A 19,290-nucleotide genomic window follows, 5' to 3' on the forward strand; every position below is an offset into this window, starting at 1 on the left:
TTGGACCGGCTAGATTTCGGCGGCAACGACGAAGCTGGCAGCGAAATCGCGCCGGGATCGGGCGAGGCTTTCCCGCTGTCGCCCGCTCAGCTGGGCATCTGGTACGCCCAGCACCTCGACCCGCAGGTGCCGATCAATATCGCGCAGTTCGTCGAACTGCGCGGCGAGATCGACGTCCCGCTGCTCGAAGCCGCCATGGTCGAAGCCTCCCTCGAGGTCGGTTCCGGCTTCCTGCGCATCGTCGAACGTGACGGCGAACCGCTGCAGGTGGTCGACCCCAGCCTGGACCGCACGATCTACCGGGCCGATTTCCGCGACGCGCAGGATCCGCGCGCGGCCGCCCTGGCGTGGATGCGCGCCGACTACAGCCGCCCGATGGACATCACCGCCGACCGCCTGATCCGCGGCGCGGTGCTGCACGTGGGCGAGGACCTCTACTACTGGTACGCCCGCGTCCATCACATCGTGCTCGACGGCTTCGGCGCCATGACCTACATGAACCGGGTCGCCGAGGTCTACACCGCTCGTTTCCACGGCACCGAACTCGCGCCGAGCAAGGCCACCGACCTGCGCACGCTGGTCGAGCAGGAGTTCTCCTACCGCGACAGCACGCGTTTCAAGGGCGACAAGGAGTACTGGACCGAGCGTGTCGCCGGTCTGGAGGACGGCACCAGTCTGTCCGGTCGCTCGGCGCCGCCGGCCGCGATCAACGGCATCGCCTCCGCCGCGCTCACCGAGGATCAGACCTCGCTGCTGGACGCGGCGGTCGCGCGTCACGAGAATTCGCCCGCCGGTCTGCTGATCGCGGGCTTCGCGGCGTACCTGGCGCAGTGGACCGGTTCCGAGGACGTCATCCTCAGCCTGCCGGTGACCGCCCGCACCACCGCCGCCATGCGCCGCTCCGGCGGCGCGGTGTCGAACATCGTGCCGCTGCGCCTGCGCGTGGGATACGGCACGACGGTGAGCGAGCTGCTCAAGGCCGTGACCGTGGAAGTGTCCGGCGCGCTGCGGCATCAGCGCTACCGGCACGAGGACATCCGCCGCGACAGCGCGGGCGAGGGCGTGGTCACCCGGGAGTTCTTCGGTCCCTGGGTGAACATCATGATGTTCCACAACGAGGTCACCCTCGGCGACGTGACCGGTGAGCTGAGCGTGCTCTCCACCGGTTCCATCGAGGACCTCGGCGTCAACCTGTACCAGTCCCGGGGCGGCGCGCGGAACCACATCGACTTCGAGACCAACCCCAACCTGTACTCCGACGCCGAGACGGCGCAGCATCATTCGCGCTTCCTCGAGTTCTTCGACCGCTTCCTCGAGGCGGGCGCCGAACAGCCGGTGTGGGGCCTGCCCATCACCACCGCCGCCGAGCGCACCCGCAGCCTGCTCGACTGGAACCGGTCCGGCCACGAGGTCCCGGACACCACGCTGCCCGCGCTGCTGGACGCCCAGATCCCGCTGACGCCGGACAACATCGCCCTGGAATTCGAGGGCGAGACGCTGACCTACGCCGAGTTCGGCGCGCGCGTCAACCGGCTCGCGCACTTCCTCGTCGCCGACGGCGTCGGGCCGGAATCGCTTGTCGCGCTGGGTATGCGCCGCTCGCTCGACCTGGTGATCGGCATGCACGCGGTGCTGCGCGCCGGTGGCGCGTACGTGCCGATCGATCCGGATCATCCGGCCGATCGCACCGCGTACATCCTCGAGTCCGCGGCACCGGTCTGCGTGCTGACCACCGCCCGTGACGAGCTCGAACTCCCGGCGTCCGTGCGGCGCTTGGAGATCGACACCCTGGACGTGTCGGACTACTCCGACGCCCCGCTGACCGACGCCGACCGGCTGGCCCCGCTGCGGCCGTTCAACACCGCCTACGTCATCTACACCTCGGGTTCCACCGGCCGTCCCAAGGGCGTCGCGGTCACCCACCACGCCATCGTCAATCAAGAGCTGTGGATGCTCGACGAGTACGGGCTCACCGCGGACGATGTCTACCTGCAGAAGACCGCCACCACCTTCGACGTCTCGCTGTGGGGCTACTTCCTGCCGCTCATGGTGGGCGCCAAGCTGATCATCGCGACCCCGGACGGGCATCGCGATCCGCTGTACGTGGCCGAGACCATCCACCGGCACGGCGTCACCGTCACCGACTTCGTGCCGTCCATGCTGACGGTTTTCGTCGCGCACGCCACCGCGGCCCAATGCGCTTCGCTGCAGCACGTTTTCGTCATCGGTGAGGCGCTGCCGCCGGAGACCGGCGCGAGCTTCCGCGCGATTTCCGGTGCGGGCCTGCACAACCTGTACGGCCCGACCGAGGCCGCGGTCTCGGTGACCTACTGGGAGAACACCGCCGCGGACACCGTCACGGTGCCGATCGGCGTGCCCGAATGGAATGTCGAAGTCTACGTGCTGGATTCGCGGCTGCGCCCGGCCGCGATCGGCGCGGCGGGCGAGCTGTACCTGGGCGGGCGCCAGCTCGCGCGCGGGTACAAGGGCCGCCCGGATCTGACCTCGGATCGGTTCGTCGCCAATCCGCTGTCCACCGCCGGCGAGCGCATGTACCGCACCGGCGACCTGGTGCGCTGGACCGTCGCGAGCGACGAGTCCGGGACCTTCGGCGCGCTGGAGTACATCGGCCGCACCGATTTCCAGGTGAAGTTCCGCGGTCAGCGCATCGAGCTCGGCGAGATCGAGACCGACCTGCTCGCGCACCCGACGGTGAGCCAGGCCGCGGTGCTTGTCATGGACACCGCCACCGGCCAGCAGCTGGTGGCCTACGTGGTCCCGGTGCCGGGGCAGACCATCGATCCCGCCGCGCTGACCCGCTTCGCGGCCGAGAAGCTGCCGACCTACATGGTCCCGGCCTCGATCATGGTGCTGGAAGCCTTCCCGCTCAACACCTCCGGCAAGCTGGACCGCAAGGGCCTGCCCGAGCCGGTGTTCAGCGCGGACGCCGCCGGCTACCGCGCGCCGCGCACCGCCGCCGAGGAGATCGTGGCGGGCGTGTTCGCCGATGTCCTCGGGCACGACCGGGTCGGCGTGGACGACAATTTCTTCGACCTGGGCGGCAACTCGCTGGTCGCCACCCAGGTCGTGGCCCGCGTCTCGGCCGCGTTCGGCACCCGGATCGGCGTGCGCGCGCTGTTCGAGACCCCGACCGTGGCCGGACTGGCCGCGCGGGTGGAAGCCGAAGGCCCGTCCGATGTTTCGGCGCGCCCCCCGCTGGTGGCGCAGCAGCGCCCGGCGCGGGTGCCGCTCTCGCTGGCACAGCAGCGCCTGTGGTTCATCAACCAGTTCGATCCCACCTCGCCCACCTACAACCTGCCGTTCGTGGTGAGCCTGCGCGGCGAGGTCGACCTGGCCGCCCTGACTGCCGGGCTCATGGACGTGGTGGAGCGGCAGGAAGCCCTGCGCACGATCTTCCCCGAGTCCGGGGACGGCGGTTTCCAGCAGCTGGTGCCCGCCGGCGAGGTGGACCTGGGCATCGCGGTGCAAACCATCGCGGCGGCGCAATTGCCCGCCGTGCTCACCGAATTCGCGGCCACCGGCTTCGACGTCACCACCGAGCTGCCCATCCGGGTGCGCGTGTACGAGATCGCGGACGGCGGTGACACCCCGGAGTACGCGGTCGCGTTCGTCGTGCACCACATCGCCGCGGACGGCGTGTCGTTCGGCCCGCTGGCGCGCGACATGATCGCCGCCTACCTGGCCCGCGTCGGCGGCGTCGAGCCCGCCTGGGCGCCGCTGGCGGTGCAGTACCAGGACTACAGCATCTGGCAGCGCGAGCTGCTCGGCGCGGAGTCCGATCCCGAATCCATGGCCGCCCGCCAGATCGCCTACTGGCGTTCGACTCTGGCGGGTCTGCCCGATCAGCTCGATCTGCCCTCGGATCGGCCGCGCCCGGCCGAACCCACGTTCGGCGGCGGCCGGGTGCGCTTCGACATCGACGCGGATCTGCACCGCGCGCTCACCGAACTGGCGCGCGCCCAGGGCGTCAGCCTGTTCATGGTCATGCACGCCGCCATCGCGGTGCTGCTCGCCCGCTCCAGCGGCACCACCGACATCGCGGTGGGCACCCCGATCGCCGGTCGCGGCGAGCAGGCGCTCGACGACCTGATCGGCATGTTCGTCAACACCCTGGTGCTGCGCTCGGAGGTGGACGGCGGCGAGCGTTTCAGCGACTTCCTCGCGCGCACCCGCGAATCGGACCTGTCCGCGTTCGCGCACGCGGACGTGCCGTTCGAGCGCCTGGTCGAGGTGCTCAACCCGGCCCGCTCGCAGGCGCGCCATCCGCTGTTCCAGGTGATGCTCTCCTTCCAGGAGATGTCGCACGCCACGGTGGAACTGCCGGGTCTCGCGGTCACCGCCGAAGAGCTCGAAGTCGACATCGCCAAGTTCGACCTGCAGTGGACGCTCACCGAAAGGCGCGGCGGCGCGGGCGAACCCGAGGGCATCGAGGCCGTGGCGCAGTACGCCACCGACCTGTTCGACGAAGCGACCATCACCACCTTCACCGCCCGGCTGCGGCGCATCCTGGAGACGGTCACCGCCGCTCCCGACAGCCTCATCGGCGATATCGACCTGCTCGAATCCGCCGAACGCGCCCTGGTCACCGGCGACTGGACCTCCGCGGGCCCCGATGTCGCGCGCGAGTCCACGCTGCTGGAGCTGTTCGACGCCACCGTGCGCGCGCATCGCGATCGCACCGCGGTCGTCTTCGAGGGCGAGCGCCTGACCTACGCCGAACTCGACGAGCGCGCGAATCAGCTGGCGCGCGCGCTGATCGGCGCGGGCGTGCGGCCGGACACCCTGGTCGCGGTGGCGCTGCCGCGCTCGGCCGAACTCGTGGTCGCGCTGCTGGCGGTGCTCAAGGCGGGCGGCGGCTACCTGCCGGTCGATCCGACCTATCCCGCCGAGCGCATCGAGTTCATGCTCGCGGACGCCGAGCCGATCTGCGTGGTCAGCACCCTGCGGCACGAGATGTCGCTGCCCGCCGCGGTTCCCGTGCTCGCGGTGGACGATCCCGAACTGGCGCTGGTGGATTCGGCCCCGATCGCCGACGCCGAACGCCTGGGCGCGCTGCGCCCGGAGAACATCGCTTACGTCATCTACACCTCCGGCTCGACCGGCCGCCCCAAGGGCGTGCTGATCCCGCACCGGAACGTGGTGCGGCTGTTCGACAACACCGACGCCTGGTTCGATTTCGACGAGAACGACGTGTGGACCATGTTCCACTCGTACGCCTTCGACTTCTCGGTGTGGGAACTCTGGGGCCCGCTGCTGTACGGCGGCACCCTGGTCGTGGTCGACTACTTCACCTCGCGGTCCCCGGAGCAGTTCCTGGAACTGCTGCAGGAGGAGCGGGTCACGGTCCTGAACCAGACCCCGTCCGCGTTCTACCAGCTGGCCGAGATGGACCGCGCCGGGCGCGGCACCGCGCCGCTGGCGCTGCGCTATGTCGTGTACGGCGGTGAGGCGCTGGAACTTCGGCGCCTGAACGAGTGGTACACCCGCCACCCCGAGGACGCGCCGCGTCTGATCAACATGTACGGCATCACCGAGACCACGGTGCATGTCACCTACCGCCCGCTCGACCGCGCCGCGGTCGCGGCGGCCAACGGCAGCCTCATCGGCCAGGCGATTCCGGGCCTGCGGGTGTACCTGCTGGACCGCCGCCTGCGGCCGGTGCCGGTGGGCGTGCCCGGCGAGATCTACGTCGCCGGTGAGCAATTGGCGCGCGGCTACCTGGGCCGGGCGGATCTGTCCGCGGGCCGGTTCGTCGCCAGCCCGTTCGGGGAACCCGGTGCGCGGCTGTATCGCTCGGGCGACGTGGCCAAGTGGAGCGCCGAGGGCGACCTCGTCTACCTGGGCCGCGCCGACGATCAGGTCAAGGTCCGCGGCTTCCGCATCGAGCTCGGCGAGATCGAGGCGGCGGTACTGGCGCACCCGCAGGTGAGCCAGGCCGCGGTCATCGTGCGGCCGGACGACCGGCTCGGCGATCAGATCGTGGCATACCTGGTGCCCGCCGGCGGCGTCATGGACCTGGACGCGGTCAAGGCCGGACTGGCGCGCAATCTGCCGCCGTACATGGTGCCCTCGGCCTTCGTGCTGCTGCGCGAGATCCCGCTGACCCCCAACGGCAAGCTCGATCGCCGCGCCCTGCCCGCGCCCACCTTCGAGGTGCGCGAATTCCAGGCGCCGTCCACCCCGATCGAGGAGATCGTCGCCCAGATCTTCGCCGAGGTGCTCGATCTCGGGCCCGGCGCCCGGGTCGGCGCGCACGACGATTTCTTCGAACTCGGCGGCAACTCGCTGATCGCCACCCAGGTGGCGGCCCGCCTCGGCACCGCGCTGGACACCAAGGTGCCGGTGCGCATGCTCTTCGAGGCGTCCGGGGTGGCCGCGCTGGCCGCCCGGGTGGAGTCGCAGGTCGGCGCGGGCGCGCGCAAGGCGCTGGTGGCCCGCGAACGGCCGGCCGACATCCCGCTTTCTCTTGCGCAGCAGCGCATGTGGTTCCTGAACCGGTTCGACACCGCCTCCGCGGTGAACAACATCCCGGTGGCCATCCGGCTCTCGGGCGATCTGGACGTGGCGGCGCTGCAGGTCGCGGTCATCGACGTGATCGACCGGCACGAGTCGCTGCGCACGGTCTTCCCCGAGACCCCGTACGGCCCGGTGCAGCAGGTCCTGGACGCCGCGCAGATCGTGCCCGACCTGACCCCGGTGCTGGTCACCGAGGACAACCTGGTCGATCACCTGGTCGAGCTGGCCACCATGGCGTTCGACGTGACCGGCGAAGTGCCCATGCACGCGGCGCTTTTCGAGATCAGCGAGACCGAGTACATCCTCGGCATGGTGGTCCACCACATCAGCGCCGACGGCTGGTCCATGGGCCCGCTGGCCCGCGACGTCATGGTCGCCTACGCCGCGCGTACCTCGTGGGAGGCCCCGGCCTGGTCCGAGCTGCCCGTGCAGTACGCGGACTACTCGCTGTGGCAGCGCGAGGTGCTCGGTTCCGAGGACGACCCGGATTCGCTGATCGCCAAGCAGATTCGCTACTGGACCGACACCCTCGCGGCGCTGCCGGACGAGCTGGTGTTGCCCTCGGATCGCCCGCGCCCGGCGGTGGCGAGCTACCGCGGCGGCACCTACCCGTTCGCGATCTCGGCGCAGACCCAGCAGCACCTGGTGGAGCTGGGCCGCCGGCACAACGCCTCGCTGTTCATGGTGCTGCACAGCGCCCTCGCGGTGCTGCTGGCCCGGCTCTCGGGCACCGAGGACATCGTCATCGGCACGCCGGTGCACGGCCGCGGTGAGGCCGCGCTGGACGATCTGGTCGGCATGTTCGTGAACACCCTGGTGCTGCGCACCGAGGTGGACGCGGGCCGGACCTTCGCCGATCTGCTCGCGCAGGCCCGCGACACCGACCTGCACGCGTTCGCGCACGCGGACGTGCCGTTCGAGCGCCTGGTCGAGGTGCTCAACCCGGCCCGCTCGCAGTCGCGGCACCCGCTGTTCCAGGTCATGCTGACCTTCCAGAACACCCGCCAGGCGAGCCTGGAACTGCCCGGGCTCTCGGTCAACGGCGTGGACTACGACGCCGAACTGGCCAAGTTCGACCTGCAGCTGACCCTGCAGGAAGCCCAGGGCCCGGATGGCGAGAACGCCGGCATGTCCGCCGAGTTCTCTTACGCGCGTGACCTTTTCGACGAGGACACGATCGCGGCGTTCGCGCGGCGGCTGGATCTGATCCTGGCGGCCGTGGTGGCCGACCCGGACCGCCCGCTCGGCGACATCGACCTGCTCGCCGGCGACGAGCGCGAGCGCGTGCTGTCGGGCTGGAACGACACCGGATACGACATCGCCCGCGCGCTGCCGATCGGCCTGCGCCCGGAGGCGGCGACGCTGGTGTCGCTGTTCGAGGAACAGGTCCTGAGCAGCCCCGACGCGACGGCCGTCGAATTCGAGGGGACAGCTCTGTCCTACGCCGAGTTCGCCGCGCGGGTGCACCGGCTGGCGCGCAAGCTCATCGCGTCCGGGGTGGGCGCGGAATCGCCGGTGGCCCTTGCCATTCGCCGGTCCACCGACCTGGTCGTGGCGATGTACGCCGTGCTCGAGGCCGGCGGCGCCTACGTGCCGCTGGATCCCGATCAGCCGGGCGAGCGCATCGACTACGTGCTGGACACCGCACGCCCCGCCGCGATCCTGACCACCGGTCGCGACGATTTCGTGACGGGCCGCAACGTGCCGGTGCTCGAGATCGACGCGCTGAACCTGGACGGGTTCTCCGCCGCCCCGATCACCGATGCCGAACGCGGACGGGCGATCTCGCCCGAGCACACCGCCTACGTCATCTTCACCTCCGGCTCCACCGGCCGCCCCAAGGGCGTCGCGGTCGAGCACCGCGCCATCGTGAACCGCCTGCTGTGGATGCAGCACGAGTACCCGATCGACGCGAACGACGCGGTGCTGCAGAAGACCCCGGCCACCTTCGACGTGTCGGTGTGGGAGTTCTTCTGGCCCCTGCAGACCGGTGCGCGCCTGGTCGTGGCCAAGCCCGACGGCCACCGCGATCCGGTGTACCTGGCGAAGATCATCGCCGAGGCGGGCATCACGACCGCCCACTTCGTGCCCTCGATGCTCTCGGTCTTCACCTCTGCCCTCGAAGCCGACACGGACGCGCCGGAGCGGCGCGACGGCCGGAACACCCTCCTGCGCCAGGTTTTCGCCTCCGGTGAAGCGCTGCCGGCGCCCACCGCGCACAAGCTGCGCGAGCTGACCGGCGCCCGGCTGCACAACCTCTACGGTCCCACCGAGGCCGCGGTCGACGTCACGTACCACGAGGTCGTCGACGCCGACACGGTCGCGGTGCCGATCGGCCGCCCGGTGTGGAACACCCGGACCTACGTGCTCGACGCCCGGCTCAACCCGGTCGCCCCGGGTATCGCGGGAGAGCTCTATCTCGCGGGCGATCAGCTCGCGCGCGGCTACCTGGGCCGCCCCGACCTGTCGGCCGACCGCTTCGTGGCCGACCCGTTCGGCGCGCCGGGCAGCCGCATGTACCGCACCGGCGACCTGGTCACCTGGACCGCCGACGGGGAACTGAACTACCTGGGCCGCACCGACTTCCAGGTCAAGCTGCGCGGCCTGCGCATCGAACTGGGCGAGATCGAGGCCGCGCTGCTCGCGGAGCCGAGCATCGCGCAGTCGGTGGTGGTGGTGCGTACCGACGCGCACGCCGGTGATCAGCTCGTGGGCTACGTGGTCCCGGACGCGGACGCCGTCGTGGACACCGACGCGGTCAAGGCCGCGCTCGGCCGGTCGCTGCCCGCGTACATGGTGCCCGCGGCGCTGGTCGTGCTGGACGCCTTCCCGGTCAACGCCTCGGGCAAGCTCGATCGCCGGGCGCTGCCCGCGCCGGTCTTCGAGACCAAGCGCTTCCGCGCGCCCGCCACTCCCATCGAGGAGATCATCGCGCAGATCTTCGCCGATCTGCTCGGCGCCGAACGCATCGGCGTGGACGACGACTTCTTCGAACTCGGCGGCAACTCGCTCGTCGCGACCCAGGTCGTGGCCCGGCTCTCGGTCGCGCTGAAGGCCGAGATCGGCGTGCGCGCGCTGTTCGAGGCGCCCACCGTCGCGGCGCTGGCCGCGCGGGTGGAGTCGCACGCGGGAACCGGTGTGCGCCAGGCGCTCACCGCGCGCACCCGCCCGGAGTACCCGCCGCTCTCGCTCGCGCAGCAGCGCATGTGGTTCCTGAACCGGTTCGACACCGATTCGGCCGCGAACAACATCCCGGCGGCCGTACAGCTCTCGGGCGCACTGGATCTGGACGCCATGCGGGCCGCGGTCGCGGACGTGGTCGCGCGGCACGAGTCGCTGCGCACCATCTACCCCTCGCACGAGGGCCGCGCGTACCAGCGGGTGCTGCCCGCCGCGCGGGCCGTGCCCCAGCTCGACGTGGTCGAGGTGGGCGCGGTCGATCTGCTCACCGCGGTACGGGGTTTCGCCGGTCGCGGCTTCGACGTCACCGCGGAACCGCCGGTGCGCGTGCGCGCGTTCCGGACCGCCGCGGACGAGCACGTGCTCGTGCTCGTCGCCCATCACATCGCCGCCGACGGTTTCTCGATGAATCCGCTGGTGCGCGATCTCATGACCGCCTACGTGGCGCGCAGTGGCGGCGAAGCGCCCGGCTGGACCGAATTGCCGGTGCAGTACGCCGATTACGCGCTGTGGCAGCGCGAAACCCTGGGCGCGGAGGATGATCCGCGTTCGCTGAGCACCGAACAGCTGGACTACTGGCGCGAGACCCTGGCCGGGCTGCCGGACGAGCTGCGGCTGTCCACGCGCCCGCGCCCGGCGGTGGCCACCTACGCCGCGGGCACGCACCGCTTCCAGGTGCCCGGCGAGCTCATCGGCGGGCTCACCCGCGTCGCGCAGCAGCACGGCACCACGCTGTTCATGGTGGTGCACGGCGCTTTCGCGGCGCTGCTGGCGCGCCTGAGCGGCACCGACGACATCGCCGTCGGCATCCCGGTGGCCGGTCGCGGCGAGCAGGCGCTGGACGACCTGGTCGGCATGTTCGTCAACACCCTGGTGCTGCGCTCGCCGGTGGACACCGGCGCGAGTTTCGCCGAGCTGCTCGGCACCGTCCGCGAGCGGGATCTGCAGGCGTTCGCGCACGCCGATCTGCCGTTCGAGCGCCTGGTCGAGGTGCTCAACCCGGCCCGCTCGCAGGCGCGGCACCCGCTGTTCCAGGTCATGCTCTCGTTCCAGAACCTGGGCCGGACCGCCCTGGAACTGCCGGGGCTGCGCGTGGCCGAACTCGAGATCGACCAGCAGACGGCCAAGTTCGATCTGCAGCTCACGCTGAGTGAGATCGTGGACGCCGGTTCGGCGGCCGCCGATGCCGCCGCGATGGAAGCCGAACTCGTCTACGCCACCGATCTTTTCGACGCCGCGTTCGCGGATGTCTTCGGGCGGCGCTTCGTGCGCATGCTCGCCGCGCTGGTCGCCGATCCGGCGGTCCGGGTCGGCGATGTGGACCTGCTGCTCGATCACGAGCGCCAGCGGGTCCTGCACGGCTGGAACGACACCGCGTTCGAACTGGACGCCGCGCTGCCCGTCGTCGCCGAGGGCGCCGCGCAGACGCTGGTCGCGCTGTTCGAGGCGCAGGTCGCGCAGACCCCCGAGGCGACCGCGGTCACCTTCGAGGGGACGAGTCTGTCCTACGCCGAGTTCGCCGCCCGGGTGCGCAGGCTCGCGCGCTGGCTCGTCGCCGCGGGCGTGGGCCCGGAATCCCATGTGGCGCTGGGCATGCGCCGATCCATCGATCTGGTGGCGGGTATGTACGCCGTCACGGTCGCCGGTGGCGCGTACGTGCCGCTGGATCCGGATCATCCGGCCGAGCGCACCGACTACATCCTCGAGACCGCGCGCCCGGTGTGCGTGCTGACTTCCGGTGAGGATCTGGAAGGCGTTGCGGGCCGCCAGGTTCGGATCGACCAGCTGGACCTGTCGGAATTCGCCGACACCCCGCTGACCGATGCCGACCGCCGGACCCCGCTGCGCCCGGGCAACACCGCGTACGTCATCTTCACCTCGGGTTCGACCGGCCGCCCCAAGGGCGTGGCCGTCTCGCACGCCGCCATCGTCAACCGCCTGGTGTGGATGCACGCCCAGTACGGTCTGGCCGGGCACGACGTGGTGCTGCAGAAGACCCCCGCGACCTTCGACGTGTCGGTGTGGGAGTTCTTCTGGCCCCTGCAGGTCGGCGCGCGCCTGGTCGTCGCCAAGCCGGACGGCCACCGCGATCCGGCCTACCTGCTGCGGATCATCGCCGCCGAGCGGGTCAGCACCCTGCACTTCGTGCCGTCCATGCTGGCGGTCTTCGTCGCCGAACTGGCGGCGGGGGACGGCGCCGCCGCGGCCAGTCTGCTCAACGTCTTCGCCTCCGGTGAGGGGCTGCCCGCCACCACCGCGCAGCGGTTGCGCGAGCTCACCGGCGCGCGCCTGCACAACCTGTACGGCCCCACCGAGGCCGCGGTCGACGTCACCTTCCACGAGGTCGTGGACGCCGACACCGTGAGCGTGCCGATCGGCGCACCGGTGTTCAACACCCAGGTGTACGTGCTGGATTCGCGGCTGCGGCCGGTTCCGGCGGGTGTCGCGGGTGAGCTCTATCTGGCGGGCGATCAGCTCGCCACGGGCTACGTGGCGCGCGCGGATCTGACCGCGGATCGCTTCGTGGCCAATCCGTTCGCCGCGAACGAGCGCATGTACCGCACCGGCGACCTGGTGGTGTGGACCGGCACCGGGGAACTGGAGTACCTGGGCCGCACCGACTTCCAGGTGAAGCTGCGCGGTCTGCGCATCGAGCTCGGCGAGATCGAGGCCGCCCTGGCGGCGCTGCCCGCGGTCGCCCAGTCGGTGGTCGTGGTGCGCGCAGACGAGCGCACCGGCGATCAGCTGGTGGCGTACCTGGTGGCCGCGGACGGCGTCATCGACACCGAGGCCGTCAAGGGCGAACTCGCGCGCCGGCTGCCGGCGTACATGGTGCCCGCCGCCTACGTGGTGCTCGACGCCTTCCCGCTCAACGCCTCCGGCAAGCTGGATCGCCGTGCTCTGCCCGCGCCGGCCTTCGCGGCCAAGGTCTACCGCGCCCCGGAGACCCCGGTGGAGCAGACCGTGGCGGGCGTGTTCGCCGACGTGCTCGGCGGCGAGCGGGTCGGCCTGGACGACGACTTCTTCGAACTCGGCGGCAACTCGCTCATCGCGACCCAGGTGATCTCGCGGCTGTCCGCGGCGCTGGACGCCGACATTCCGCTGCGCGCGCTGTTCGAGGCGACCACGGTCGCCGGGCTGGCCGCGCACCTGGAATCGCGCGTCGGCACCGGCAGCCGGGCGCCGCTGGCCCCGCAGGAGCGGCCCGCGGCCACCACGCTGCCGACCGGGGAGACCGTGGCCCTGGTGCCGCTGTCCCCGGCGCAGCAGCGCATGTGGTTCCTGAACCGGTTCGACAACCGCACCGCCGTGAACAACATCCCGGTGGCGCTGAAGCTGACCGGCGCGATCGACCTCGAGGCGTTCGGCGCCGCGATCGGCGACGTGCTGGCCCGGCACGAGGCGCTGCGCACCGTGTACCCCGAGGTCGCCGGCGACGGCTTCCAGCGGGTGCTCGATCCCGCCGAACTCGATGTCCAGGTGCGGGCCGAGACGGTCACCGTCGCCGAACTGCCCTCGCGCATCACCGAACTCGCGACCGTCTACTTCGACGTCACCCGTGAGCTGCCGTTCCGCGCGACGGTGCTGAGCCTGAGCGCCACCGAACACGTGCTGGTGCTGGTGCTGCACCACATCAGCGCCGACGGCTTCTCGCTGCGCCCGCTGCTGCGCGACGTGGTGGCGGCCTACCTGTCCCACAGCGGCGGCCGGGCCCCGGAGTGGGCCCCGCTGCCGGTGCAGTACGCCGACTACGCGCTGTGGCAGCGCACGGTGCTCGGGGTCGAGAACGACGCGGAATCCATTGCGGCCCAGCAGGTCGCGTACTGGTCCGAGCAGCTGCGCGATCTGCCCGAGCAGATCGAGCTGCCGACGGACCGCCCGCGCCCGGAGATCGCCAGCAACGCCGGCGCCACCTACGAGTTCGCCGTCGACGCCGAACTGCACCGGGCGCTGACCGCGCTCGCGCGCGAGCACGACGTCACCCTGTTCATGGTGCTGCACGCCGCGCTGGCCACCTGGTCCGCGCGCCTGTCCCGCTCGGTCGACATCGCGGTCGGCACGCCCATCGCGGGCCGTGGCGAACGCGCCCTCGACGACCTGATCGGCATGTTCGTCAACACCCTGGTGCTGCGCACCCCGGTGTTGCCGGACAACACCTTCCGCGAGCTGCTGGCCGAGGTGCGGCGTACCGACCTGGCCGCGTTCGCGCACGCCGACGTGCCGTTCGAGCGGCTGGTCGACGTGATCAGCCCGGTGCGCTCGCAGGCGCACCACCCGCTGTTCCAGGTCGCGCTGACCTTCGAGGCCGCCGGCGCGAAGGACGCGGGCGCGCTCGAGCTGCCCGAGCTCGCGGTCGAGGCGGTCGAATTCGACGCGGGCACCGCGAAATTCGACGTGCAGCTGACCGTGGGCGAGCGCGCCGACGGCTCGCTCGGCCTGTCCTGGAACTACGCCACCGACCTGTTCGACCCCGAGACCGTGGCCTCGTTCGCCGAGCGCCTGGTGCGGATCCTGCACGCGGTCACCGAGGACGCGGGCGTGCTGCTGGGCGATATCGACCTGCTCGGGGAGAGCGAACGCCTCGACGTGTCCGAGCGCTGGGTCTCCGCCGGCGACGACATCGTCGCGCTGGCCGAGGCCGCGCGCCTGGCCGCCGCGGCGACGACGGGTACGGTCACCCGCGGCATCGCCGAGAGCGTGTTCGGCTCGGCCACGGGTCTTTTCGCCGATCCGGTGGGCGCGCTCACCGGCCCGTTCGCGGCCCCCGGCGCGACCCTGTCCGGACTCTTCGATCAGGCCGTGGCCGCGCATCCGCACCGGATCGCCGCGCGCTTCGGCGGCGACGAGCTGACCTACTCCGATCTGGACCGGCGCGCGAACGTGGTCGCGCGCAGGCTCATCGAGGACGGCGCCGGTCCGGAATCGCTGGTCGCGGTGCTGCTGCCGCGCTCGCTGGACCTGGTCGTCGCCCTGCTCGCGGTCATCAAGACCGGCGCGGGCTACGTGCCGGTCGACCCGAGCTACCCGGCCGACCGCATCGCCTTCGTGCTGTCCGACGCCGAGCCCACCAGCGTGGTGCTCGATTCCACCGTGCAGGTGAGCGTGCCCGCCGGTCTGCCGGTGGTGCTGCTCGACGGCTACGGCGTGGAAGCCGGCGACATCGAGGACGCCGAGGACGGCCCGATCACCGACGCCGATCGGATCGCCCCGCTGCATCCCGATCACGTCGCCTACGTCATCTACACCTCCGGTTCCACCGGCCGCCCCAAGGGCGTCGCGGTGGCGCACCGGAACGTGGTGCGGCTCATGGCCAATACCGATCGCGAATTCGGTTTCGGCCCGGACGACGTGTGGACCCTGTTCCACTCCTACGCCTTCGACTTCTCGGTGTGGGAACTGTGGGGCCCGCTGCTGTACGGCGGCACCCTCGTGGTGGTCGACTACTACGTCTCGCGCTCGCCGGAGCAGTTCCTGGAACTGCTGCGCCGCGAACGGGTCACGGTGCTCAACCAGACCCCGTCCGCGTTCTACCAGCTCGCCGAGGCCGATCGGATCGCCACGGCGGGCCGTGACGCCGACGGCGCCGCGGCGCTCGCGCTGCGCTACGTGATCTTCGGCGGCGAGGCGCTCGAGCTGCGCCGTCTCTCGGACTGGGTTGCCCGCCACGGCGATTCGACCCCGTACCTGGTGAACATGTACGGCATCACCGAGACCACGGTGCACGTCTCGCACCGGGTGCTCGACGCCGACACCATCGCGGCCGCCACCGGCAGCGTGGTCGGCCGCGCCATCGCGGGCCTGCGGGTGTACGTGCTCGACGAGCGCCTGCATCCGGTGCCGGTAGGCGTCGCGGGTGAGATGTACGTCGCCGGAGCGCAATTGGCGCGCGGCTATCTGCACCGCCCGGACCTGACCGCGGCCCGCTTCGTGGCGAGTCCGTTCGGCGCCGACGGCAGCCGGCTGTACCGCTCGGGCGACGTGGCGCGCTGGAATCGTTTCGGCGAGCTCGAATACCTCGGCCGCGCCGACGATCAGGTCAAGGTGCGCGGCTTCCGCATCGAACTCGGTGAGATCGAGGCCGCGGTCCTGGCGCAGCCGGGCGTGGCGCAGGCCGCGGTCATCGTGCGCGAGGACCAGCCGGGCGATCAGCGCATCGTCGCCTACGTGGTGCCCGAATCCGGTGCCGACGCGGCGGAATCCTGGCTGCTCGCCGTACGCGACGGCGCGGGGGAGCGCCTGCCCTCGTACATGGTGCCCGCCGCGGTCGTCCCGCTCGGCGCCATCCCGCTGACCGTCAACGGCAAGCTCGACCGCCGCGCGCTGCCCGCGCCGGCGGCGCAGGCCCGGGCCTTCCGGGCGCCGGAGACCCCGACCCAGGAGACCGTCGCCGCGGTGTTCGCGGAGGTCCTGGACCTGCCGAGAGTCGGCCTGGACGACGACTTCTTCGATCTGGGCGGCAACTCGCTCATCGCCACCCGGGTGGTCTCGCGCATCGGCGCGGCCCTGGACACCACGGTCGCGGTGCGCACGCTCTTCGAGGCGACCACGGTCGAATCCCTCGCCGCGCGTATCGAATCGCACGCCGACGGCGCCTCGCGCGCCAAGCTGGTGGCCCGCCCGCGGGTGCCCGGCGAGTCCGCGCCGCTGTCGTTCGCGCAGCAGCGGATGTGGTTCCTGAACCAGTACGACACCTCCTCGGCGGCCTACAACTTGCCGCTGGCCATCCGACTCACCGGCGAACTCGACACCGCCGCACTGGAACTGGCCGTGGCGGACGTGGTGCGCAGGCACGAGTCGCTGCGCACCCGCTACCCCGAGCACGGCGGCACGCCGGTGCAGGTGGTCGTGCCCGCCGAGCAGGTCGCCCTGGATCTGCGTCCGGTCACGGTCGCCCCGGCGGCGCTCATCGACACGGTGACGGCCTTCGCCACCGTGGGATTCGATGTGGCGGACCAGGTTCCGCTGCGCGCCCGGCTGTTCCGGGTGGCCGCCCCCGCCGCCGACGACGACTCCGGCGCCGCCGCCGGTGAGCACGTGCTCGTGGTCGTGGTGCACCACATCGCCGGTGACGGCTTCTCCATGGCGCCGCTCTCGCGCGACGTCATGCTGGCCTACTCCGCGCGCACCCAGGGCGCGGTCCCCGGCTGGGCGCCGCTCGCCGTGCAGTACGCCGATTTCGCCGTCTGGCAGCGCGAAGTGCTCGGCTCGGAAGAGGATTCGGCCTCGATCATGGCCCGCCAGGTCGGGTACTGGCAGCGCGTGCTGGCCGGTGCGCCCGAGGAACTGGCGCTGCCGACCGACCGCCCGCGGCCCGCGGTGGCCACCCACCACGGCGCCACCGTGCAGCGTGAGCTGAGCCCCGAACTCGTCGGCGCGCTGGAAGAGCTCGCCCGCCGGCGCGGTTCCTCGCTGTTCATGGTCATGCACTCCGCGCTCGCGGTGCTGCTGGCCCGGCTGTCCGGCGGCGACGACATCTCGGTCGGCACCCCGGTCGCCGGTCGCGGCGAGGCCGCGCTGGACGACCTGGTCGGCATGTTCGTCAACACCCTGGTGCTGCGCACCGGCATCGATCCGGCGGAATCGTTCTCCGATCTGCTGGATCGGGCCCGGCACACCGACCTCGACGCCTTCGGCAATGCCGACGTGCCGTTCGAGCGCCTGGTGGAACTGCTGGCCCCCGAGCGCTCGCAGGCCCGCAACCCGCTGTTCCAGGTCATGCTGGCGTTCCAGAACCTGGACCGCACCGCCCTGGAACTGCCCGGGCTCAGCGTCGCCGCGCTCGACCTGGACGAGAACATCTCCCGCTTCGATCTGCAGTTCACGCTGTCCGAACGGGATTCGGGTATGGCGCTGGCGCTGACCTACGCGGTCGACCTGTTCGACGCCGACACCGCCGCGGGCTTCGCGCAGCGCTGGCTGCGGGTGCTCGAGGCCGTCGCCGCGAACCCGGAGATCGCGGTCGGCGCGATCGACATCCTCGATCGGGCCGAGCGCGCCGACCTCGTCGCGCGGCACGGGCTGCCCGCGATCCAGGCCGCCACCCTGCCCGACCTGCTGGCCGCCGCCGTGGCCCGCGGCCCGCAGGGGACCGCCGTCCGCTTCCAGGGGACAGGTCTGTCCTACGCGGAACTCGACGCCCGCTCCAACCGCCTGGCCAGACTGCTCATCGAGCGCGGCATCGGCACCGAGAACCTGGTCGCCATCGCGGTACCGCGTTCGGACGCTTCGTATTTCGCCGAGTGGGGCGTCACCAAGACCGGTGCGGCCTTTGTGCCGGTCGACCCGAACTACCCCGCCGACCGCATCGCGCACATGGTCACCGACTCGGGTTCCCCGGTCGGCCTGACCGTGGCGTCGGTGCGCGCCGAGCTGCCGGATTCGGTGGAATGGCTCGTCCTGGACGATCTCGACCTCGACGCGCATGCCGCCGAGGCGATCTCGGACGCGGACCGGGTGCGCCCGCTGCGCCCGGAGCATCCGGCGTACGTCATCTACACCTCCGGCTCCACCGGCCTGCCCAAGGGCGTGGTGGTCACGCACGCCGGTCTGGCCAACTTCAGCGTCGAGCAGGCCGAGCGCTACGCCCTCGACTCCTCGTCGCGCGCACTGCATTTCGCCTCGCCGTCGTTCGACGCGTCCATCCTGGAATTCCTGCTCGCCATCGGCGCGGGCGGCACCCTGGTGGTCGTCCCGCCGGGCGTCTACGGCGGTGACGAACTCTCGGAACTGATCCGCTCCGAGGGCGTCACGCACGCCTTCATCACCCCGGCCGCGCTGGCCACCTTCGACCCGACCGGCCTGGACACCCTGCGCGTCCTGGTCGCCGGCGGCGAGGCGGTGCCCGCCGATCTGGTCGCCAAGTGGGCGATTCCGCTGGCGGACGGCACGATTCGCGCCTTCCACAACGGCTACGGCCCCACCGAGACCACGATCATGACCAACATCAGCGACGCGCTGGTGCCGGGCGATCAGGTCACCATCGGCGGGCCGACCCGCGGTATGCAGTCGCTGATCCTGGACAACCGGTTGCGGCCGGTGCCGGTCGGCGTCGCGGGTGAGCTGTACATCGCGGGCATTCAGCTGGCGCGCGGCTACCACGCCCGCCTGGGCCTGACCGCGGATCGCTTCGTGGCCAACCCGGCCGTGGCCGGGCAGCGGATGTACCGCACCGGTGACGTGGTGCGCTGGACCCGCACCGGTGAGGTCGAATACGTCGGCCGCTCGGACTTCCAGGTCAAGGTGCGCGGTTTCCGCATCGAACTGGGCGAGATCGACGCCGCGCTGGCCGCGCACGAGAGCGTGGACTTCGCGGTCACCGTCGGGCACAAGAACGCCGCGGGCGCGACCTCGCTGGTCTCGTACGTCGTCGCCGTGCCCGGACAGTCGATCGACATCGCCGCGGTCACCGCGTTCGTGGAGCAGCGCCTGCCCGCGTACATGGTGCCGTCGTCGGTCATGGTGATCGACCGCGTGCCGCTGACCCCGGTCGGCAAGCTCGACCGCAAGGCGCTGCCCGAACCGGTGTTCGCCACCGAGGTTGTCTTCCGCGCGTCGCGAAACGCGCTGGAGCAC

1 protein-coding gene (cut by a window edge) is annotated in these 19,290 nt (G+C 71.3%); it reads left to right on the forward strand.

Going from position 1 to position 19,290, the window contains the following annotated elements:
* Nucleotides 1–19,290, forward strand: part of the annotated coding region (locus ACWDOP_RS35875) for a non-ribosomal peptide synthase/polyketide synthase (RefSeq protein WP_456348621.1) (this coding region is incomplete at its 3' end). Its footprint extends 13,940 nt past the window's final position; 19,290 of its 33,230 annotated nt are in view.

The sequence above is a fragment of the Nocardia sp. NPDC003693 genome, assembly GCF_053981095.1.